Genomic DNA, 20,478 nt, shown 5'->3' with positions numbered 1-20,478 from the left:
TTGAAAAGAGGTGATGCAGCTGCGGTTTCGATAAGCAAAGACCCAGGGCAAGAACGAACTTGACGATAGATGAATAGAAGGATACCATGACCTTAAGACATCTCCTTTTTGTGAATGGATTTGGTGTGGTTACCTTCCAATTCCACAAAAATGGGGGTGTCATTCTTTATTTTAGAAGACATTCCAAAACTAGGCCATTATTCGACAAATCATTCGACATATTTTTTGCAAGACTCAAGTTATTTATATAAAAGTTAGGCCTCGTATATGGTGTCTCGGCGTAAACCTAAGCTTTACGACTTTCAATTTCCTAGAATTAAAAAGGATCTGAAATTGCTGGAAAGGTGCTTACTCTATGGTTTACACACTTCAGGATCAGCAGGTGTTTGCTCTCCGGTAGTTAAATTTTTCACTTCATAAGATCGACCATCTTCGAACGAAAGAAACCAAACATAAGGTATCCCCTTTCGAGTAGCATAGCGGATTTGCTTGGGGAATTTAATTGCTGAAAGTTGAACCTCGACATTAATCCCTCTAGAACGCAAAGTAGAAAGGTCTGCAATGTTCACCTGCTCAACAAAGGAAAGGAAATTAACGCTTCTTCTGTCATTGCGCGAAGACCATCTGTCCCCTTTAGTGGGTGGGGGAGGATGTCATTATACCTCATCTTTATGTCATTCAACACAGTGTCAAGAGCAATACGGTTAAATCCATAGTTTACAGAACGAAGATTATAGCACAAAACAAAAGCGAAGTTTTTCGTTCCCCGCTATATATTGCCTCTTTAACACGTTGCTCGCGACTAATAAATATTAAGCTTACATAAAATTATTATAGTAAACAAAAAGCGTTCCCTCCTTTTCACGTTAACAAATCTTTGTCCACGGAAAGAACTTCGCTTACCGTCCCTATTTCATATGATTTTTCCCGTGCCGCATCCAGCATGGCCGGTAAAGCTTTCATACTGGATTCTGTTGGATGCATAAGAATAAGAGAACCATTTCTTAAATGAGGGATAATTCTCCTGAAAATCTCCCCGGAGTCCGTCATTTTCCAATCCAGGGTATCTAATGTCCATAATATCGTAAGCATGCTTTCACGAGCAGCCAAATCAATAACTCTCCCATCATAATACCCGTATGGAGGAGTAAAAAATTTAGGTTTGAGCCCTAACTCCTTTCCAATAACTTCATTGGTTTTTCTCAGTTCCAGGTAAATTTCATCGGCAGACAAACTCCTCATATCAGGATGAGTATACGCATGGTTACCAATTTCATGACCTGCCGCGCTTATTTTACGAGCCAGTTCCGGAAACCTGGCTACCCATGACCCCTGTAGAAAAAACGTCAATTTTATGCCGCGGCTATGCAAAATCTCAAGTAATTGTGGAAGATATTCGTTCCCCCAGGCTACATTGACCATAAAAGAAATCACAGGTTTATCCGGGCTCCCCTGATAGATTGGAGAAGGATTTGCACTTGACATCCTGTTGCTCCTTTAGTCCAAAGAATTTATGCCTGCTCCTCATGAATTAATTCTGACACCGTAACGAATTCAAAGCCTTTTAGACGCAAACCATCAATAATGCTTGGTAGAGCTATATGTGTTTGTTGTGCAGTATCGCTTGCATGCATCAAAATGATAACGCCTGGTCTCGCTTTTGAAAGAACCCGCTCGATAATGATATCTACCCCCGGGTTCATCCAATCGAAAGAATCGGCCGACCAGTGAATGGTTGTATAGCCCATTTCGCTCAGTTTCTCTACAACCCTCTGATCGAAATCTCCATTGGGTGTCCGGATTAATCTTGGCCTTACTTGCGTAGTATCAAATATAATTTCTTCCGCTTTCCTTACCTGTTCTTCAATCCATCTATTATCATATTCAGTGTAATTGTAGTGATTATGCCCATGGGAGCCTATTTCATATCCCATTTCTTTCACGCGTTTTCCGATTTCAGGAAATGATGCTAATACAGGGGACGATAAGAAGAACGTCGACTTTTCTACCCTTTTCTCTGCTAAAACATGTACAACCTTTTCAAATGTTTGATGGCCATTCCCTATATCGAACGTTAAAGCAACCCTATTTTTTTCTGTTTTAACATCATAATAGACTTTCTTTTTGTAACCCATCCTTTCACTCCCCAGAGAACTTTTAAAATAAAGTATGCACAAGGATTGAAAAGCGATTACACCCTTTTGGTTCATAAAACCAAATAATTCACCCAAATAAAAGTAACACCAAGGAAAATGTATCTGAATATTTAAGATTATAACGATTATATAGGGGGAGCAGTATGAAGATTCTTTTTTTGGAAAGCCATCCAATGTGGATCCACGGCCTTCCCAATGGATTTAGCGATCTAAATCATGAGGTGAAAATATCGGGCCCTCTAAGTGATGAAAACTTACCAAAAATGGTTTCAGACTTTCAACCGGATTTAATCATTTCCATGGGATGGGGCCCGGAAAATGATTCTCCCTACAAACAGGATCGCTTATATAAGTTTGTAAAACCGTCCGGAATTCCTCACGTCTATTGGGCTACAGAAGATCCAACACATACGCTTACCTTTACGCTCCCTTTCCTAAAAAGAGTACAGCCGGATTTTGTCTTTACCATTTGTCCTTCTAAAGTGGATGAATATAAAGAAATCGATATCCAGGCGGCACACATGGATTTCGGATTTCATTCTGCCGTTCATTTTCCAACAAATCCTGATATGAACTATCAATGTAACTTGCCGTTGTTGCGAATGCCTATCCGAATAAATTAGCTCAATATCCAAATCATTTTCGCCATACTTCTCTAAGAACCCTCATTCAACCCGTGATTCAATCTACTATCAGGATTGATTTTTGGGGAAATTACTGGGATCAAATGAAGCAGCATCTCGGAACTGACATTCCACTTGAATGGCAGCATGGGTATCTTCATTATACCGAAGCCAATAAAGTTTACAGTTCCGCCGATATCGTTATTGGTTTACAGAATCATCAAACACAGCTAACACAACGAACGTATGAAATTCTTGGATCAGGCGGGTTTCTGCTCACACAGGACACACAGGAAGTTCGCAGGCTTTTCACACCCGGACGGGATTTAGTCGTTTCCTCCTCCCCGGAAGAAACTCTTGACTTAGTTCATTACTATTTAAACCGTCCGGATAAAAGAGATGGGATTCGCGCCAGAGGACTGGAAACCGTGCAAAAGCATTCCTATAAAGCAAGGGCAGATTATATGATTAAAACACTAAATAATACGGGTATCTTATAGAATTGCGTTAACAGGAAGAGGTGACGATACGTTGTGCGTATTCTCTTTTTAGAGACACACCCGATGTGGATATTCGGCCTTCCTAATGGATTTAAGGATTTAGGCCACCATATCAAACTGGCGGACCCAAACAATGAACCATTACTAAAAGAGGCGCTGAAAGAATTCCAGCCCCACCTTATTTTTAGTATGGGATGGACGCCGGCAAACGACACGCCTGAAAAACAAGAACGAATTGGAAATTATACACAAGCTTTTGGAATTCCTCATGTTTATTGGGCTACAGAGGATCCCGGGTACACGGAAGTTTTTTCTCTCCCCTATCTAGAAAGAGCCAAGCCGGATTTTGTCTTTACGATTTGTACACAAAAAGTTGGTGTCTACGAAAATTCAGGGATAGGTGCCGCGCATTTAGATTTTGGCTACCACCCAAGTGTTCATTACCCAACCCACCCACACAGGCAATACACAAGTACAGCCGCCCTGGTGGCAAACGGTTATCCCCAGCTTTACGAAAAGGATCCTGCCCATCAGCGCTTTACTTCGCTTAAAACTCTTGTAGAGCCTTTTCTGGATGAGAAGATCGAGACGAATTTTTATGGCCGTTATTGGGACCAAATGAAAAAACTCTTCGGAAAGAACGTCCCGGCAAATTGGATAAAAGGCTACTTACCTTATCCCGAGGCAAACAAAGTATATAGCTCCGTTAAAATCGTCATCGGAGTACAGAATAAAATGACCCAGGTAACCCAGCGGACATACGAAATTCTGGCATCCGGCGGATTTCTCCTCACAACGGACACTCCGGAAGTCAGAAGACTTTTCGTACCGGGGAAAGATTTACTTGTTTCTTCTTCCAGGGAAGAAACATTGCAATTGCTTCGCTACTATTTAGACAGACCCGATGAAAGAAGAAAAATCTGTGAACATGGCTTAGAAACCGTAAAAAAACACTCCTATACCATACGAGCAAAAAAAGCACTGGAAACGCTATGTACAAGAAAAGTGATTCCCAGGCATATTCTGTAGTCCTCCCCTGCACTCGTTGTACACGGGCATAATAAAAAAGATAAAGGTGGAACGCCATGAACATTCTTTTTTTAGATAGCAGCCTCATATGGCTAAATTGTCTTCCCCATGGGTTTACTGATTTAGGCCATACAGTTAGAGCTTCAGGCCCCCTTACAGAAGAAAATATTCCGAGAATCATTGATGAGTTTAGCCCCGATCTCATCGTCACAGTTGGCTGGGGGCCTGAACATACGATAGTAAAGCAAAATTGGATAAGGAAGAGCGTAAAAGCAGCCGGGGTGCCCCACATCTACTGGGCTGTTGAAGACCCCCATTTTACCGCTGCCTATACCCTCCCATTATTAATGAGAATGCAGCCTGACTTTGTCTTTACTTTATCAGCAGAGATGGTACATTTTTACCGCAAGTTAGGTATCCCCTCAGCACAGTTAGACTTTGGCTTCCACCCCACTACTCATAGAAAGGTTAAGCCTGAGCCAGAGTATGAGAGCTCCCTCTCATTAGTGGCTAATGCTTATCCCCATGTCCTTCAAGAAGCTCCGGATCATTATCGAAATCAATCCTTGCAAACCTTAATTAAACCCCTATTAGCAAGCAAGGTTAGCGTAAACCTCTGGGGAAGACACTGGGAGCAAATGGAGCCTATTTTGGGTGAACCTATTCCATCGTCCTGGATTAAAGGGTATCTGCACTACACGGAAGTCAATCAAGTATACAGTGCATCCGCCATTATGCTGGGGCTGCAAAATTATCAAACGCAAGTAACGCAGCGAACATATGAAATTCTGGGCTCCGGTGGATTTCTGATTACATCGGATACCCCTGCGGTTAGAAAATTATTTAAGCCGGGGTATGAATTAATCGTTTCTTCTTCAACGGAGGAAACGCTTGATTTAATTGACTATTACTTAAAAAACCCCGATAAACGTGAGCAAATCCAAAAGCAAGGGCAACTCGCAGCCCAAATCCATTCGTACAAAAACCGGGCCGACTATATCATTGAGTGCTTACACCACGAAGGAATCTTAAAACAGTAAAGGAGAGGTTGTCCTGTGGAATGCACGGATCATCCTAAACAAAAAACAGCCTATCTTACATTCGATGATGGGCCCTCGGAAAATACAGCTAAAATTTTAGAGATTTTAGACTTATATGAAGTGAAAGCAACCTTTTTTGTTGTCGGATCAGGTGGAGAAACCGAAAGGGATTTATATAAACAAATCGTAAAACGAGGCCATGAAATCGGGCTGCATTCATACACCCATGATTATGCAACGATGTATTCTTCAGTTGATTTATTTATCGAGGATTTAGAAAAACTTGAGAAAGCAGTAGATGAATCGATTGGCTTTATCCCGAGCATTTATCGCTTTCCGGGTGGGTCGGCGAATCAAGTCAGCCAAAAACATGGGGGCTCTTCTTTGATGGCCCGGCTAAAAAAGGAGATTGAAAAACGAGGCTATCTATTCTTTGATTGGAATGTGGATTCAGGTGATACGAAAAGTTATTTAGTTGATTTTGACCAAATCATTGAAACTGTGTTAAAAAGTACGATTAGTAAAGAGAATGCGATTATATTAATGCATGATGCTCCTGTTAAAACGACGACGGTTCAGGCATTGCCTGAAATTATACTCGGCCTAAAAAAACAAGGGTTTAGATTTGATATCCTGACGCCCGATTCTTTCCGCTGTCAGTTTTGATATAAATTACTTAGATGCCAATATAAACTGCTCCACGTATCCCAGTGGTTTCTACCACGGGCGTTTCCGTACCTTCCTTTGATTAAGATGGTCATATCTGGTTCTAATTGCTCTACAAGCGTTTGATACAAATTGTCTAAATCGGCAAAATGCCTGGCTTTCTCCGGTGGAAAACCATGTTCGATGGCTCCCTTCGCGATAAGCCGCGCTCTTCCTCTCTGTCCCTTGTTTACGGTATATAGATAATCGATATCCCTGGCTGCAATGTACCGGCCTAACTCATAATGAATATCTTTCGAGTGAATTCCTATATTTAGCGTACATCCTAAAACGGCAACTTTCGTTCCTTGCCCCAGGCTGGCCAGAACATCAATCGCCGCCTTAGCTCCACATGGCTTGGAATTAAAACAGTCGTTAATCAATGTGATATTCTGATGGAAGCGGCTGACTGTTACTCTTCCTTTCGGTTTTTCAAAGGTCTCTAACCCTCTCCTGATTTCTTCAATAGAAAAGCCTAATTCATAGGAAAGGGCAATCGCGAACAGAGCATTATGGACATTGTGTTCACCATACAGGGGAATGGAAAAGGAATGAGGTGTGTGATTCATTATTACTGAAAACAACATACCGTTTTCCGAGTACGCTACACGAATCGCTTTATAATCCGCTTCGTTTTTTAGACCTGTCCTAACAACTTTTCCTTGAAAAGATACAATGTCGAGCAGTTTAGAATTGGGGTCGTCCGCGTTCACAAACAACGTCCCGTGAGAATTCATTCCCTGGATTAAACGGGACTTCTCCTTAGCAATTTGCTGTACGCCCAATTTTTGTTTTTCTTTAGTAAAGCTATCTATATGACTCAATCCAACATTGGTAATAACCCCGATATGCGGTTGAATGAGCTGGCAATGCCGGTCAAGATCCCCCTCTTGACTTAAGCCAAACTCAAGTACAACCGCTTCGTGAGATTCATTAATTTGTTGGGCATATTGGGAGGTAAACCAGAGGTCATTTCCATTTTCTCTCGATTTAAATGTATTCCACTTCGTTTGCAGAATGGAGGCCACCATTTCCTTGACCGTTGTTTTTCCGGAGGTCCCTGTAATCGCAATAACAGGTCTTTCCCATTCTAACGAATTCGTCATCTCCCATCCCCTCTCCTGTCTTTGAAAGTCATTACATCCTATGTAATAACGTACCTTTCTGCTTGTTTACATACCTATATTGAGAAACAATGGCATCAATCCAGGCATAACCCGTCATTTTTTAATATTCTATATTATGAATATGACCAGTGAGGTTTGATGAGGATGAAAATAACGTGGGTTTCAGGTCAAAATGAGCAGGCCCTCTCTATGAACTCAAGCACGGCAGAAGCTTATGGAGTAACTTCAGAAACAATGATTTTTCATTTTGGTGCGGCAAAGCAAACAGTCGATGTCCGGTTCAACCCTGAGTTAAAACCAGACCACGTTGGAATACCGGCGGGCTGGAAGAAGCAATTCACCATTCCCGAGATTTTATCCTATCAATTTTATCGAGAAGGGAACAACTTATACTTAGGTCCCGTGCTTGCATTGATTGCTTTTAAAAAGAATGAAGAAATGACAGATCGAAGGCTCAATTCCCTTCGCTATTACTTTCGCCAGGCCTCAGCACTCCAGGGACTTCTATTTATCTGTGCCGCGGAAGGGATCGATCCGAAAACACAAACCATCCAGGGGTATTATTACGATCCGTATAAATTAGAGAACAGAAGGTGGAAAGCAGGCATATTTCCTTATCCGGGAGCGGCTTACAATCGAACAACCATGCCGAAAGAAATTTTTGATGACATGATATCCAGCAATAGTAACCGGGTTTTTAACAGTTACACGAATGGTTCGTTTAATAAATGGGAACTGTGGAGTCGATTATCCCCTATACCTGAGATTTCAAAACATCTTCCCGATACGAAGCGATATGATGATCAGCAGAGTTTGCTTGACATGCTCAAGCTTTATAAATCTGTTTATCTCAAGCCGGCTGGTGGAGCGGAATCTAAAGGAGTGATGAAAGCACAGGTAGCAGAACCCAGCGATATTGAAATCATCTATCCTTATAAAAAAGCGGGAAATGGAAAGTATCAAAGAGTATTAACTCAAGATGAACTTTCCGAGTGGAGCAAGAACCTTATCGATAAGGAATACCTCATTCAACAAGCGATCTCGATGGCCCGATACGAGGATCGAGTGTTAGATTTTAGAGTGATTATGCAGAAAGACGGAAGTAATACATGGACGTGTTCAGGGATTTTTGGAAAGTTTGGCAGACAAGGGGGAATTGTTTCTAATTTTACGAAAGCTGGTTTCGTGCTTGATGGCGCGGATGCTTTACAGCTGGCTCTTGGCATAGACCAACCCGGAGCTCTGCGGCGCGTACATGAAATGCAAAAACTTTCCCTGCATATCTGCCAGGTTTTCGACCGGCATGGCCATTATGGCGATCTCGGAATTGATTTCATCGTGGATACAAATCATCAGCTTTGGCTCTTAGAGGTTAATACGCTAGATACGTATCATGGGTTTCCCCTTCATATGGACAATACTAAACTGTTTGGTGAAATTGTATCCAGACCGTTTCAATATGCTAATTATTTAGCAGGGTTTTCTAGAAACGGCACAAACAAAAGGTGACCCCACTGGTCACCTTCTCATCCGCTGCCCTATAACACGCTGCAATTACTTTCCCTTTCCTTCCCGCTTCACCTGCTTGTTGGCCTCCTTTTGTAATACTTCCTGAGGAAGCTTTACCTGTTTATCTGCAGCAACCAGTTTTCCGTTTTTATCCCGCAGTCCCCCGTTTTTGTACTGCCAGTGCTCTCCGGATAAGTTTGCTATATACAAAATGTCCAGCTTTTCATCGTAAGAAACATGGTCAATCCGGATATCCTGGACCGGCAATTCTGTTAATCCGGTGGAATACGTGTACTTATAAATCTCCGTTTTACTGCCGTTTCTCACCTGGATATAGAAAAATTCAAGGTAAGGAGAAAAGAAAACCGTTTTAATGGTACGCGTTTTTCCTGCCCATTCATCGATAAGCAGAGGTTCTTTATGCTGCATCTGGAGCAAGTATAGCTCCTGTTTCCCCCCCTTATCCACCATGTATAAGAGAGTATTTGATTCCCCTAACCACTCCATATGCGTAACTTTGTCCACCGATTGACGCGAAATAACACCTTTGCCATTCTCAACTACCAGCTCCAGCTTCTGACTGTTCGGCAGATGTTTTATGTAGGCAATTCCTTTGCGATCCGGTGTTATGATATAGCGAACCGCGTCTTTCGGAATGGAAACCTCTTTCTCTTCGGTTCCAGGAGCGGGAGTCTGAACAGGAGCTCCGGCAGCCTTTACTGTCTGCATTTGAGGCGGTTTTAAGAAAGCATTTAATTGCTGTAGGATGACAAGCTGACTCGATGTCACTGCCAATACTGCAGCGGTCCAGATAAATAAACTTTTTCTTTTTCGAAACATTTTTATCTCTCTCCCTCTGTAATAAAAGCCAGCCCGTAAAAAAGCCGATATTAATAAATATCGGTAAAATATTATAAAAAAGCAAGAAAAAGACCCTTAAAGATTAAGGATCTTGATGAAACTTTCTCCACTTCCTGATTATTTTCATACAAACGGGCGATCCCAGAGCTTCTTTCTCCACCCCAGCGTTTGTTTTACTACATTGCAATCCCGGTCAAGCATGATATCGACGCCAAAAGGAAGCTTCCGGTTATACCAAAATCGAACGTCGCTCCATTGAACCTCATACCCGTGCTGCCGTTCCACCCATGTGACGTGAATGCACTGGGCAAATTCCAGGAACGCGCGCACCCCCTCCGTCTTCAGCGTCGCTCTAACAATCGGGTTTTGTTGAATTGCGGAGGTGCTCCTTGAGTAGACCTGCTCTACCAGCAGCCGGCCGTATACAATTTTCCCGGTATAAAAGCAGTTCTTTGTCTCCACAATAACCCCCCAATGAAACCAGAAGAAGGTAGGAATAACCCGGCAGGTTTCCGCCGCTCCCATGCTTGCCAATGCCTTTCGAATTAAAAACCTGTGCTGTGCAGCGCGGAGGCCTATATAGAGAAAGGTCAAGCCGTATATATACGGAAAAATCACGGCAGGTTCATAAGCAAAACCGAGCCAGGCAACAATGCCCGCGGTGTGAAGGACGAACAAAAAAGGATCGAAAATCGTCAGGATATCAAGCTGAATCCACTTTTTTGTAAAGGGGCGCATGCTCTGCACACCATACGAGTTAAGCGTATCAAGAAACACATGCAGGATCACCGCGATGAACGACCACATATATAGATGCATCCAATATGTTGTTACTTGAAAAACCGCTGCAAGTGAGAGCGCAAGGACGAGCGGCCAGATAAATAGCGCAGGGATCGAATGGGTAATGCCGCGGTGATGACGAAGATAGGAAGCATATCCCTTTATGCGGGTAACCATATCAAAATCAGGCGCATGTGATCCGATGATCGTCCCAAGAAGGACGGCCTGCGAAAGTGCCGAATTGTGTGAGATTGCAGGGTCGACATACGCTAAACCCGCCAGCGAAAGGCCAAATGCCAGGTGGCTTCCACTATCCATTTGCTCACCCCTGTTCCACTAAAGAGACGCAAAGTTTATTCGCCTAAAAAGCGCCTTTTGTACCTTTTGGAAATTTTGCGAGGGTCAAGTATCGTGAAAAAATCAGTCGTATGAAATATCGGATCAAAAGCAGGCTCTCCGCCTATTTCCGCACCAAGCCAGTAGTATCCTTTCATAAGTGGGGGGAGTCTGCGAATCATATCTTTTGGGGAAAATTCGAGTTCAAGAGCTTGAAGGCTGTCAATCCGATGAGTAGAAAGAGGAGAAATTCCAAATTGATTGTTAATCATTCCGGTTTTAATGAGCATTGTATAGATTTCATTACATGACTGAATGTCTGTCATATGCAAGCTGGCACAGCCGATTAAATATCGAATGTCACGCTGTTTAATATAGTCTGCAATCCCCTCCCACAACATTTGGATGACTCTTCCATTGCGGTATTCCGGGGCGGTGCAGCTTCTTCCAAGCTCCAATGTAAACATTCTGTGCGCTTGCAATCCGGCTAAATCAAATTCTGTTTCTGAATAAAACCCGTCCGTCTGTGCAGTCCTGTCTCCCGGTAATAAACGGTAGGTTCCAATTACTTTGTCCGTTTCCAAATCGGTTACAATTAAGTGATCACAATGGGCATCATACCTGTCCTGTTCAATTCTTGATGCATTCATCATGGAGAAATTTGCGGCTTCTTCAACGAATACCTGATAGCGTAATTGTAATGCCTGCTCTATTTCCACTGCTCGATCTGCCAACTTCACGACAAGGGAAGAAAACTCCGGCTCTACCTTCCCAGCAGAATGAACCATCTTCTTCATCCTCTCTTTAGTTACGGCTTTTTAAAACTAAAATGCATCTGTTACATAACTACGCACAGAATGATATAAAAGTATAAATATTTTGTTAATTATTGATGTACTGGGAGAAATTTCGCGAATATTGGGACCAAATAAAAAGAACGCCATACAGGGCGTTCAGAACATGCAGGATGCCTCTTTGTTAAAGCGCCACTTCTGCCTCCAGGACAGACAGATACGTCTCTTTACGGGAGACATATAAAAAAGTGGTCTTTCTCAATCGATTTATGGAGGGAACGGAGCAGCTTCTCTTCATCCTTTGAGGCTAAACTGATAGAAGGAATTTTTTGAATCGCCTTAAGGGAACGCTTGTTGTAATTACGGATGATAATAAAAATATTCTCCAGGCCATGCTCTATAAACATTTCACTAAAGAACAATTCCTTCGCCATCTGGTTATACCCCTTTCCCCAATGCTCTTCCGCAATCCAGGTCGCGAGAAAGCCGTATTTCTGGAAAAGGCAATATTCCCAAAGGGCAATCAGCCCGATCGGTTCGTTCCATTCATTGGCGATAACACGTACAATGGAGTCGGATTGATGCTGAACAAACGCAATGATTTCTTCCATTTCTTTGGCATTCTCCGGTCTTAACCGTGAGAACATTCGAACATTCGGATTTAGTAAATATTCATATAACACACTTGCATCTTCTTTTGTAACAGCGCGCAGTTTGCATGGAACCATACCCTTATTCCTCCCTTTTATCGCATAAATTAACATATCCGTCTAGGAGTAAGCATCTTGCAAAAGGGAGCATCAGTGAAGTTACCCAAGACAATTATTATGATACAACGGAAGCGTGGATGGTATGTTTTGTTACCATTAAAGCTCTGTTAAGAATGTCTGGATTAAACTTTAATTTTTATGCAAATTGTTAATTCTTTGTGTTAAACTTGCTGTAGTTTCCCCGTATTATTCTTACACTTCGTCTAATATTCCCTTCATTATTTTAACAAAAGTTTTGATAGAGTGGTGTTATTTAACTAACACTATAGTCACAAAAGAAAATTTAAGAGAAATATTTTTTGAAAAAGGTGTGTTATTTCTTTTCTATGCTAAGATTTTTTTACTATGGATGGTATATAAGGTATGTATGTGAATCTTTATTGTGTAAATTTATACACAGTATTTTTAAACTATAACTTGCGATAAGAGTGCAGAATAAAAAATCGCCCTCCCCCTTAGCCCGACTAGGATAAGAGGAGGGCGATCTCTCATTGGATTTTCTTAATTAAACCCACAGTATCTACGGATTTTGATTCCAATCACACTTCCGAGCATAGCCATAACAAACCATACCCATCCATGTAAACTAAATGATGCAATCCCTGCAAAATAAGCACCAATGTTGCAGCCAAAAGCAAGACGGGCGCCATACCCCATCATGACCCCTCCAATGAGAAGTCCGATAATCATACGGAATGGGTACTGACGCAACGAGAACGAAATTTTCTTCCCGGATAGGGCAAGAGCAAGAAATGCTCCCAGTAAAACACCGATATCAAGGACAGTCGTAACATCATGCAATACGTTTGTATGAAGGGCCTTCGCATTGGCCGCAGTTTGCCAGTATCCCCATTGTTCAACAGGAATTCCAACGAAGCTAGAGATTTTTGCACCCCATAGAGCAAAAGCAAAGGTAACACCCCATGGCTTACCAGAAAGTAAAAGAACCGCTAAAGAACCAATCACAAGTACAACCGTTCCCATCATCCATGACCAGGGACCTTGAACGAATCTTTTTAAACTCAAAGGTTCTTTACTGAATACAGATTGAACGGACCCATAGCGTCGCCGCTCGATAAAAACGCTAATCGCAAATATGCTCGCCATTAAAATAACATTGAATACTAGGCCACCGAAAGATCCAAACAGTTTAATAAAAGAGACAGGGTCTAAGTGCGGTGTGTTACTCCACCAGGTAAAATGAGCACTTCCGATAAGTGAACCGATGATAAATCCTACAAGTGTAATGCCCCCTCTTGCATCTCCGCCACCGAGGTGGTAAAGCGTTCCAGAGGCACAGCCATCACCCATCTGCATTCCAATACCGAATAAAAATGCACCAAATAACAAAGAGATACCGACAGGCGATACACTGGCTATGAGCGGGTGTCCAAAAATCTCACCTTTTAGAAAAAATGGTAAAAACAAAAGGTTTGCTAAGAGAAACAATATCATTTGCGCGCGCAGCCCCGCACCACGTCTCTGCGAAAGAAAGATGCGAAACGAACTTGTAAAACCATAGTGAGCATGGAAAAGAGCGACACCCAGCAAACCGCCCATAAGATATAACACGCCTTGTGTTCCTGATATTGCTTCTGTAAGATACAATGCACCAAGAACAAACAAAGCGAAAGATATAATAACGAAAATTCGATTGCGATTTGGTTCTTTATGCACTTCAGTCCACTCAATTTGTTTGGCATGAGCCGACATAATTCTTCCTCCTTCAAAAAGCGAATAAAATTATTATAACAGAAAAAACGAAAATCCTACAATTCCAATTTTCTTGGTAGGGTTTTCGTTCAGGAAAAGAAAAAGACTCTTAAGGATTGTCGAAGCCAAAGAACACTCTATCGAAAACCAATAGAAAAAGCACAAGGTTGATACGATGTGCTTTATTATGTAGTATTTTTTGTTATGTTAATTATTTGGTTGTTCGAGTGCTCCAGCAACATCATAGTACCCAAGGTCAATTTCTGTTGGTTTGCCAAGAGCAAGCTTTGCAAGCTCAGAACCAAGGTAAGGTCCAACCGTTAAACCTGAAGCACCGAGCCCATTGGCAATGAACAGTCTTTCATAATTAGGCAGTGCACCGATTACAGGAAGAAAACCCGGGGTGAACGGCCTAAACCCCACTCTTGTTTCAAGCATGGTGCTGTTTGACAGCCCCGGAGCCACTGACAACGCTTTATCCAGAACCTCATGCAGTCCACCTGCTGTCACCCGGTAGTCGAATCCAGCTTCATTTTCATGTGTTGCCCCTACCACCACCCGGCCATCTTCAAATGTAACAATGTACTGGTCATTTGGCGGCATAACGACCGGCCACCTGCCAGTATCCGTGTCTGGTATGTGAAGATGAACGATTTGCGCCTTTTGATGCTTTACTAAAAAATGGACACCCAGCGGCTGCAATAGTTCATTTGCCCAGGCACCGGCTGTTACAATCACTTGATCGGCCTGTAATGTCCTCCCCTCTACATTAACACCAGAAACCTGGCTGTTGTTACACACTAAGGCTGCATTTCCTTGAACAACGGCAGCACCATGCTTTCTGGCAGCATTTATAAGAGATTGACGGAGAGCTTTTCCGCTTACACGAGCCGCACCGCTTATATAGACAGCGCTATATTCTTCTGATAATGGCGGAAATAACATTTTTGTTTCGTCCGATGATAAGCGGATAATTTCGCCGATTTCCGGGGATTCCTGACGCCGTTTATGCGCCCGTTCCTCCATCTTATCCAGCTTTTTATCATCCGTATGGAGACTAATTGCGCCTACTCGTTTATACCCTGTATCTGTTTCCCCATCCGCTTCTAATTGCTTAATTAAAGTAGTATAGTATCTGGCCCCGCCTTTTGCCAGTCGGTACCAGGCTTGATTGCGGCGTTGTGACAGCCAGGGACAGATAATTCCGGCTGCTGCGTTAGTAGCCTGTCCCGCGTCGTGGCGATCGACCAATGTAACGTTTGCTCCTGCCTTTGCCAGGTGGTAAGCGGTAGAGGCTCCAAGAATTCCAGCTCCAATTACAATATGCTTTTGCATTTCGAAAACACCTTTTCTGTTTTGGTTCTTTAATCATAGATCTATTCTGCCTTAGCATAGCAAGTAATATAATCGTGGGGTGCAGTATAAATCGCGTAAAAAGGTAAAAGAACCACTGGCTTACTAAAAAACATTTAGTTTACATAAAATTATTATAGTTAAGTAAAAACCATTTCTTAAATCAGGGATAATTCTTCTGAAAATCTCCCCGGAGTCGGTTAGTCATCCCTTTTTACAACGCTTCTCTCATATAGCTTTCCAACCAGTTGTTCAATTACATCATAATGCTTAAGTGCGGAAAGCCACCTTTCCGGTATTCCAGCAACTCCATAATACGCCCCGGCAAGCTAACCATAAACCGTACCGATCGTATCCGCATCATCTCCCCGATTTACTGCCAGCAACAACCCTTCTTCAAAGCTGCTTACATTATGTATTTTCTCTGATAGTGAATGTTTTGCCCACAAACCGGGTACCGGGCTGTATAAATAAATTCTAAAATCAACAGGTAAATTGCATTTTATTTTATAATGTTAATAAGTTACCCTTAAAAACAGGGGTAAAATTCAATCCTTATGGAGATACCAGCTTAGATTTTTCTTGGCTATCCTAGTTTTCTTTAATTTTCGTCTAATATTTTACTAATTGCCTTCGCCAGAATTAACTTCATCTAAATATAGCATTTCAACTACTTTTCGTATATTTTCTTCCTCAGCAGGTTTATAGTATCATAGGGTCATATTAAGAGTTTTATGGCCTAGTAAAGTTTGAATCGTTATTGTATCCATACCTGTTTGAACAAGGTTAGTAATATAAGTGTGTCTAAGTTGATAAGAACAAATTCCATACTTCTGGAGCATATGTTGTATAGTTCGGGCGTTAATCACGTTACCTTTATTGCTTAAAAATAGTGCAGGATGGTTATCCTCACGTTCTTCTAAATATAAAGTAATAGCTTTCATTGCCTCCGAAGGCAATGGCACAATACGTTGCGAATACATACGTCCCAAATCCCCTTTACGTACCCTCTCCTTTGCAACTTGCAGATCCCCTCCACACTCAAAAATTCGAACATCCTTACGTTCAAGTGATATTAGCTCACTCATCCGAATTCTGCTAGTAAGCAAGAGCATCAATATGGCAAAGTCTCTTTTATTACCAGAGGCTTTAACTTCTTTGATGAGTTTGTTCACCTCATCTATACCTAAAGCTCTAGGAACATTTCCCTTGCCTCTGACTAAGGGATCTTTTTTTATTAGAAGGTGATGGAGTTATTATAGGGTGTTATAGTTTAAGATCCCTTCAAATTTATTACAATCTTCTTCAAAGATATTTTGTTGGTTTATCCTGTGCATATTATATGATACATGCCTGTTCGACTTATTATTCTCGGTGGTCTACTCATATTTGTCACACCAACTGAATTTTATTCCCGTTGTAACATTTGTCAATTCAATATACAAAAACAGGTACGTCCCCAATGATCGCCCTGGGTTCCTCCGATGCTGTGCGGAAAATGATGCAATGCCTGATCAGGTACCCCGGTCCCAATTTGGTACTAATAGAACAGTTCTAATCATATTCTTATAAAAGAAAAGAGTATGAAGGAGTGTAAAGTTAGTTGTTAAAAAAAGTTAAAGTTAGTTTACGGCCCATTGTTGGTAAGATAAATTTACCTACTGTTTTGAAAACAGCTATACTTCCGGGTGACTCAATGGAAAGATTATTTATTGCAACCCAGGTAGGAGAGATCTTTTACATTGGAAACGGAGTTATAAGAACTTTTTTAGATATTCGCCCGCGAATCATAAAACTAGGTTTTTCTGGTGGTAGATATGATGAACGGGGATTGCTAGGGCTAGCGTTTCATCCCGAATTTTATTATAACGGTCTGTTTTATCTTCATTATTCAGTAGCTGGAACACAAGGTCCAGGTGCTCTTCCTAGTTCAGAAGTTTCAAGACAAGGTCTTCCTGAATTTTTTAAGCCTAACCCGTGTGACCCCAGAACCTTAAACCTAAAGTGGATAAATAGAGAAATTCAATATGATCATATTGATACAGTTGAAGAATGGATTTTACAATCGAATGGTCAACCTCAAAAACGGCGGACATTACTTAATTTAAGAAGACCATTTTTTAATCATAATGGTGTCAATAGCTTAAACTTTTCACCTGAAACAGGAAAACTTGTTTTAACAACCGGAGATGGTGGATCAGGCTATGACCCATTTAATTCAAGCCAGGATGATATGGAAATCGCCGGTAAAATAATTGAAATTGATGTAGCTAAGAATACATTTATCAATAATCCACCCGCAGTCACACGTTTTAATGAACTTCCCGCGCCTATTCAGGAAACGCTTACGGTAATTGCCAAAGGGGTTCGCAATATACCTGGCATTTCATTTCAAAGGTTTTATAACCAGTATATCAAATATGTAGGAATTGTCGGACAGGATCTGGTAGAGTCGATTTTTTCATTCGTTCATTATAAACCAATACCGGTTCCTCAGCTTATTCAAGCTTCTTTAATGAAATCTGAACCTGACCAAGAAGGATTTATTAACTTTGGCTGGCGAGGGTGGGAAGGTGCTTTTCCTACTTCGATTATAAGGGGCTGCTCTGCAAATCCAACTTTGGATGAGAAAACAATTGCTTATTACAATGATGCAGTAAAAACTTCAGTGCAGCGTCTTCAGCCTCTAACTAGTTATTTTCATAAAGATCAAAGGCCCGATAAGTTTGGAGGAACTGCACTTACGGGAGTCCAGTCATATATGGGGAATGGAATTCCCGATTTAACTGGAAGCGTTGTGTTTACCGATTTTGCCCGGGATGAAGAATCTCAACCTCCGATTAGAGGGGTTTTAGCTTATACCAGGGTAAGAACAGATTGTAAACTAAATGATTTTAGTGTTATTGAAACCGATTATAATTTTGGGTCTCAATCAGCTTATTATGCTAGTTTGGGAACGAATCTGGATCAAACCAGACTATATTTAGGGGTTTATGGCTCTATGAATGGGACTGATTTTAACCAAGGTACTGTTTTTGAAATTGTTCCATGATTCATAACTATAAAATTCGACTTAATACCAGATAAATCCCTTTCTTGGATTTGTTGAATCGAAAAATAAACAAACAAGAGAGAGCAATCATGCTCCCCCGTTTGTTTATTTTTCCGGGAATTCAAAAGCCAAATACCTTGATTTCATCCCAAGTAATTGTATTCTCTTACAATAGAACGGGGCTTTTACTCTTTTTTCTTGCTTGTCTGGGCATGATTTTTATTACCTCCACTTTATTCTCCCTCATCTTTTATCCCTGACAAGTCCCTGTCCCCTTGCCTTTCTATGAAGTGTCATCCCGGAATCGTTCGCGTCTGCCAGGTGACTTTACTTTAAAATGTGTGTTGTTATATACAAACTTTGTAAACTACACTGCTCTTTAGTTGAGTAATATCAGGATAGTACCAAGACTTTTACAAAAACATATGGTAAGACATATTTTGAAAAAAAGCCGTTTTTTCCTACGCTAAAGAAGAAACAGCTTTTGTTCGTTTATTACGCTATACTCCCCGTTAGTGCAGTAAAAAAGTATTAAAATAACTCCCCATATTGCTGATAATCTCGTAGGAATTCTATAATATCTTTGATTACACCCTGAACCTCTCCACCATAACCATTAACCGCAGTTTCATATTCGCTTTCTAAACCGTTTGCCCTATAAAATAAGTCATCATGTACATTACGTTTCCAAACAAGCCTATACATTGAAGTGATAATTTCGTCACTGTCTTTTTGAGACATGTTCAGGTCTTTATAAAAGAGACCAAGTAACACTTTTGTTGCCAAATCGATATGGTTTTCTGACGATACTGTATGTAAAAGATTGACGACATCATCGATTTTCTTATTGAGCGGCATAGATATATCGTATAATTCGTTCGGAATGGACGAGATATCGAGTTCTGAAATCATCTTATCTGCCCAGCCTACTACATCTGATAATGTAAAATATCCAATGTAAAGTCCCAAACTGTAAATCTCTGCTTTTTGAGTTAAATCTAACATTTGACTTCACCAGCTTTAATTTTTCTTTGTTAATTGAAAAAGAGCCGTAACGTCACCCCTGGCGTTACGGCTCTTTCCTAATTCTATACACTCAATTTCTACAACGGTAACGACCAAGGATGGTTAATCCTTAGTTGTTGACTAAAGGATTCGATGGACCTTGCTGTTTTATGTCCTGCGTTCAAGAAAACCTATAATATTTAATGGGAAGATAAAAAAATGATCACATTTTTAAAGTAAACTCATTCAAAGAGATATCGGTGATACCCACACTGATACTTACCATATATACTTACCTTGATAACTCCTCTTAATGCAAAAAAGTCATCCATAAATTTACGGATGGCTTTTTTGCATAATCAACCTCATGGGACGTAGGTAGTTAAAATCTGCGTTTTATTCAACTATTGATTCCCGTTACTGCAATAAAAAAGAAATACATCATTATTTGCTTTGCGATTTCTTATTATTTCATTCCATTTTTATCTTGCCTCAGTATTTACCTCAGACACTCCAAAAAGCAAGCCCTGATTATCTGTACAATAAGCAAAATAACCCATTCCCGGTATGGTGGTTTTTGGCACAACAACGTTACCGCCATTTTCAACGACCTTCTCAAGATAGTTATCAATAGAAGTTACACCAATTGAATTAGTTGTCCTTGTAGCACCATCTAGAGATTTCATTAATCCACCATCGATACCAGGTTTATCACTGTTACCTGTGATTATAAACCAATAATCTTGTGGTCCATGCATCTTTTCAAATTTCCAACCAAAACTATTAGAGTAGAACTCGATAGCTTGTTCAGGATCGGGAACCTGAAACTCAAATCGTAGAACTTTTCCCATGTTTTTACCTCCTTTGAATTTGAATTCCTATATATTTTACGAAACATACGTTCTCTAGTAAAGGAATATTAGAAAACAATATCGCATACCCTTATTGAACATATCTGCCCGTTAGTTCAGTAAAAATCTTACGTTAAAGACAAAAAACTTTACGAAAAGAGCCTAATTCTAATGAAGATTCTACTAGCTTAGGCTGGGAGGTTTTGTTGTTCTACGTAAAGGGTAATGTATGAATGAGAACCATGATCTATTGGATCAACATTTTAAATGTAGC

20 protein-coding genes and 1 pseudogene are annotated in these 20,478 nt (G+C 40.9%); 7 read left to right on the top strand and 14 right to left on the bottom strand.

Features of this window, described 5'->3' with window-relative positions; translation table 11 throughout:
• Nucleotides 1-353: 353 nt before the first annotated feature.
• From MBEAL2_RS34195 to MBEAL2_RS26120, 3 genes are all read right to left on the bottom strand, one after another.
• Nucleotides 354-569, bottom strand: a complete 216-nt coding sequence (locus tag MBEAL2_RS34195) for a His/Gly/Thr/Pro-type tRNA ligase C-terminal domain-containing protein (RefSeq protein WP_082130203.1) — start codon at nt 567-569, stop codon at nt 354-356.
• Between the two features lie 292 nt (nt 570-861).
• Nucleotides 862-1,485, bottom strand: a complete 624-nt coding sequence (locus MBEAL2_RS26125; protein WP_047155152.1) for a polysaccharide deacetylase family protein — start codon at nt 1,483-1,485, stop codon at nt 862-864.
• Between the two features lie 26 nt (nt 1,486-1,511).
• Nucleotides 1,512-2,135: a polysaccharide deacetylase family protein gene (locus tag MBEAL2_RS26120; RefSeq protein WP_236693025.1), complete on the bottom strand. Its 624-nt coding sequence runs from the start codon at nt 2,133-2,135 to the stop codon at nt 1,512-1,514.
• Between the two features lie 164 nt (nt 2,136-2,299).
• Here MBEAL2_RS26120 and MBEAL2_RS29810 point away from each other — a divergent pair, with 164 nt between their 5' ends.
• The 5 genes from MBEAL2_RS29810 to MBEAL2_RS26100 are packed head-to-tail and all read left to right on the top strand — an operon-like array spanning nt 2,300 to nt 6,014.
• Nucleotides 2,300-2,779, top strand: a complete 480-nt coding sequence (locus MBEAL2_RS29810; RefSeq protein ID WP_052948037.1) for a DUF3880 domain-containing protein — start codon at nt 2,300-2,302, stop codon at nt 2,777-2,779.
• A 53-nt stretch (nt 2,780-2,832) separates the two neighbouring features.
• Nucleotides 2,833-3,279: a CgeB family protein gene (locus MBEAL2_RS29805; protein ID WP_439644908.1), complete on the top strand. Its 447-nt coding sequence runs from the start codon at nt 2,833-2,835 to the stop codon at nt 3,277-3,279.
• Nucleotides 3,280-3,312: 33 nt separating this feature from the next.
• A complete protein-coding gene (locus MBEAL2_RS26110; RefSeq protein WP_047155151.1) occupies nt 3,313-4,308 on the top strand; it encodes a CgeB family protein in 996 nt (331 codons plus the stop codon).
• Between the two features lie 56 nt (nt 4,309-4,364).
• The gene (locus tag MBEAL2_RS26105; RefSeq protein ID WP_047155150.1) at nt 4,365-5,348 is read left to right on the top strand and encodes a CgeB family protein; all 984 of its coding nucleotides are present in this window, start codon (nt 4,365-4,367) and stop codon (nt 5,346-5,348) included.
• A 15-nt stretch (nt 5,349-5,363) separates the two neighbouring features.
• Nucleotides 5,364-6,014: a polysaccharide deacetylase family protein gene (locus MBEAL2_RS26100; RefSeq protein WP_052948035.1), complete on the top strand. Its 651-nt coding sequence runs from the start codon at nt 5,364-5,366 to the stop codon at nt 6,012-6,014.
• Here MBEAL2_RS26100 and MBEAL2_RS26095 read toward each other — a convergent pair.
• Nucleotides 6,005-7,159: a UDP-N-acetylmuramoyl-tripeptide--D-alanyl-D-alanine ligase gene (locus tag MBEAL2_RS26095; protein ID WP_052948034.1), complete on the bottom strand. Its 1,155-nt coding sequence runs from the start codon at nt 7,157-7,159 to the stop codon at nt 6,005-6,007. The genes MBEAL2_RS26100 and MBEAL2_RS26095 overlap by 10 nt on opposite strands.
• Nucleotides 7,160-7,324: 165 nt before the next feature.
• Here MBEAL2_RS26095 and MBEAL2_RS26090 point away from each other — a divergent pair, with 165 nt between their 5' ends.
• Entirely contained in the window at nt 7,325-8,689 is a 1,365-nt protein-coding gene (locus MBEAL2_RS26090) for a YheC/YheD family endospore coat-associated protein (protein WP_161798303.1), read from the top strand.
• Nucleotides 8,690-8,734: 45 nt separating this feature from the next.
• Here MBEAL2_RS26090 and MBEAL2_RS26085 read toward each other — a convergent pair whose 3' ends face one another.
• The 8 genes and pseudogenes from MBEAL2_RS26085 to MBEAL2_RS26055 form a co-directional block, all read right to left on the bottom strand.
• Nucleotides 8,735-9,529: a hypothetical protein gene (locus MBEAL2_RS26085; protein WP_047155148.1), complete on the bottom strand. Its 795-nt coding sequence runs from the start codon at nt 9,527-9,529 to the stop codon at nt 8,735-8,737.
• Between the two features lie 144 nt (nt 9,530-9,673).
• Complete coding sequence (locus MBEAL2_RS26080; protein ID WP_047155147.1) at nt 9,674-10,648, bottom strand: metal-dependent hydrolase; 975 nt, start codon at nt 10,646-10,648, stop codon at nt 9,674-9,676.
• 35 nt (nt 10,649-10,683) lie between these two features.
• The gene (locus MBEAL2_RS26075; RefSeq protein ID WP_047155146.1) at nt 10,684-11,454 is read right to left on the bottom strand and encodes a GNAT family N-acetyltransferase; all 771 of its coding nucleotides are present in this window, start codon (nt 11,452-11,454) and stop codon (nt 10,684-10,686) included.
• Between the two features lie 233 nt (nt 11,455-11,687).
• Nucleotides 11,688-12,188: a GNAT family N-acetyltransferase gene (locus tag MBEAL2_RS26070; RefSeq protein WP_052948033.1), complete on the bottom strand. Its 501-nt coding sequence runs from the start codon at nt 12,186-12,188 to the stop codon at nt 11,688-11,690.
• A 543-nt stretch (nt 12,189-12,731) separates the two neighbouring features.
• Complete coding sequence (locus tag MBEAL2_RS26065; protein WP_052948032.1) at nt 12,732-13,943, bottom strand: YeeE/YedE family protein; 1,212 nt, start codon at nt 13,941-13,943, stop codon at nt 12,732-12,734.
• Nucleotides 13,944-14,150: 207 nt separating this feature from the next.
• Nucleotides 14,151-15,278, bottom strand: a complete 1,128-nt coding sequence (locus MBEAL2_RS26060; protein WP_047155145.1) for an NAD(P)/FAD-dependent oxidoreductase — start codon at nt 15,276-15,278, stop codon at nt 14,151-14,153.
• A gap of 218 nt (nt 15,279-15,496) precedes the next feature.
• Nucleotides 15,497-15,613: pseudogene (locus MBEAL2_RS34485) on the bottom strand (ADP-ribosylglycohydrolase family protein); the annotation flags it as partial.
• A gap of 393 nt (nt 15,614-16,006) precedes the next feature.
• Complete coding sequence (locus tag MBEAL2_RS26055; protein WP_052948031.1) at nt 16,007-16,471, bottom strand: tyrosine-type recombinase/integrase; 465 nt, start codon at nt 16,469-16,471, stop codon at nt 16,007-16,009.
• Nucleotides 16,472-16,899: 428 nt separating this feature from the next.
• Between MBEAL2_RS26055 and MBEAL2_RS26050 the strand changes: the two genes are divergently transcribed.
• Nucleotides 16,900-18,348, top strand: a complete 1,449-nt coding sequence (locus MBEAL2_RS26050; protein WP_047155144.1) for a PQQ-dependent sugar dehydrogenase — start codon at nt 16,900-16,902, stop codon at nt 18,346-18,348.
• A 531-nt stretch (nt 18,349-18,879) separates the two neighbouring features.
• Here the strand turns inward: MBEAL2_RS26050 and MBEAL2_RS26045 are convergent.
• Nucleotides 18,880-19,353 (bottom strand): hypothetical protein, encoded by a 474-nt coding sequence (locus MBEAL2_RS26045; RefSeq protein ID WP_047155143.1) that lies wholly within the window; start codon nt 19,351-19,353, stop codon nt 18,880-18,882.
• A gap of 482 nt (nt 19,354-19,835) precedes the next feature.
• Nucleotides 19,836-20,204 (bottom strand): VOC family protein, encoded by a 369-nt coding sequence (locus tag MBEAL2_RS26040; RefSeq protein WP_047155142.1) that lies wholly within the window; start codon nt 20,202-20,204, stop codon nt 19,836-19,838.
• Nucleotides 20,205-20,478: the final 274 nt, after the last annotated feature.

Source organism: Aneurinibacillus tyrosinisolvens (assembly GCF_001015055.1).
Lineage (GTDB): Bacteria > Bacillota > Bacilli > Aneurinibacillales > Aneurinibacillaceae > Aneurinibacillus_A > Aneurinibacillus_A tyrosinisolvens.
This window is presented reverse-complemented; position numbering and strand designations above follow the sequence as displayed.

Bases quoted from the DNA above. Each gene is read 5' to 3' on its own strand.
- MBEAL2_RS26125 (WP_047155152.1), bottom strand. From the start codon at position 1,485: ATGTCAAGTGCAAATCCTTCTCCAATCTATCAGGGGAGCCCGGATAAA.
- MBEAL2_RS26120 (WP_236693025.1), bottom strand. From the start codon at position 2,135: ATGGGTTACAAAAAGAAAGTCTATTATGATGTTAAAACAGAAAAAAAT.
- MBEAL2_RS29810 (WP_052948037.1), top strand. From the start codon at position 2,300: ATGAAGATTCTTTTTTTGGAAAGCCATCCAATGTGGATCCACGGCCTT.
- MBEAL2_RS26105 (WP_047155150.1), top strand. From the start codon at position 4,365: ATGAACATTCTTTTTTTAGATAGCAGCCTCATATGGCTAAATTGTCTT.
- MBEAL2_RS26095 (WP_052948034.1), bottom strand. From the start codon at position 7,159: ATGACGAATTCGTTAGAATGGGAAAGACCTGTTATTGCGATTACAGGG.
- MBEAL2_RS26090 (WP_161798303.1), top strand. From the start codon at position 7,325: ATGAAAATAACGTGGGTTTCAGGTCAAAATGAGCAGGCCCTCTCTATG.
- MBEAL2_RS26085 (WP_047155148.1), bottom strand. From the start codon at position 9,529: ATGTTTCGAAAAAGAAAAAGTTTATTTATCTGGACCGCTGCAGTATTG.
- MBEAL2_RS26080 (WP_047155147.1), bottom strand. From the start codon at position 10,648: ATGGATAGTGGAAGCCACCTGGCATTTGGCCTTTCGCTGGCGGGTTTA.
- MBEAL2_RS26075 (WP_047155146.1), bottom strand. From the start codon at position 11,454: ATGGTTCATTCTGCTGGGAAGGTAGAGCCGGAGTTTTCTTCCCTTGTC.
- MBEAL2_RS26070 (WP_052948033.1), bottom strand. From the start codon at position 12,188: ATGGTTCCATGCAAACTGCGCGCTGTTACAAAAGAAGATGCAAGTGTG.
- MBEAL2_RS26065 (WP_052948032.1), bottom strand. From the start codon at position 13,943: ATGTCGGCTCATGCCAAACAAATTGAGTGGACTGAAGTGCATAAAGAA.
- MBEAL2_RS26060 (WP_047155145.1), bottom strand. From the start codon at position 15,278: ATGCAAAAGCATATTGTAATTGGAGCTGGAATTCTTGGAGCCTCTACC.
- MBEAL2_RS26045 (WP_047155143.1), bottom strand. From the start codon at position 19,353: ATGTTAGATTTAACTCAAAAAGCAGAGATTTACAGTTTGGGACTTTAC.
- MBEAL2_RS26040 (WP_047155142.1), bottom strand. From the start codon at position 20,204: ATGGGAAAAGTTCTACGATTTGAGTTTCAGGTTCCCGATCCTGAACAA.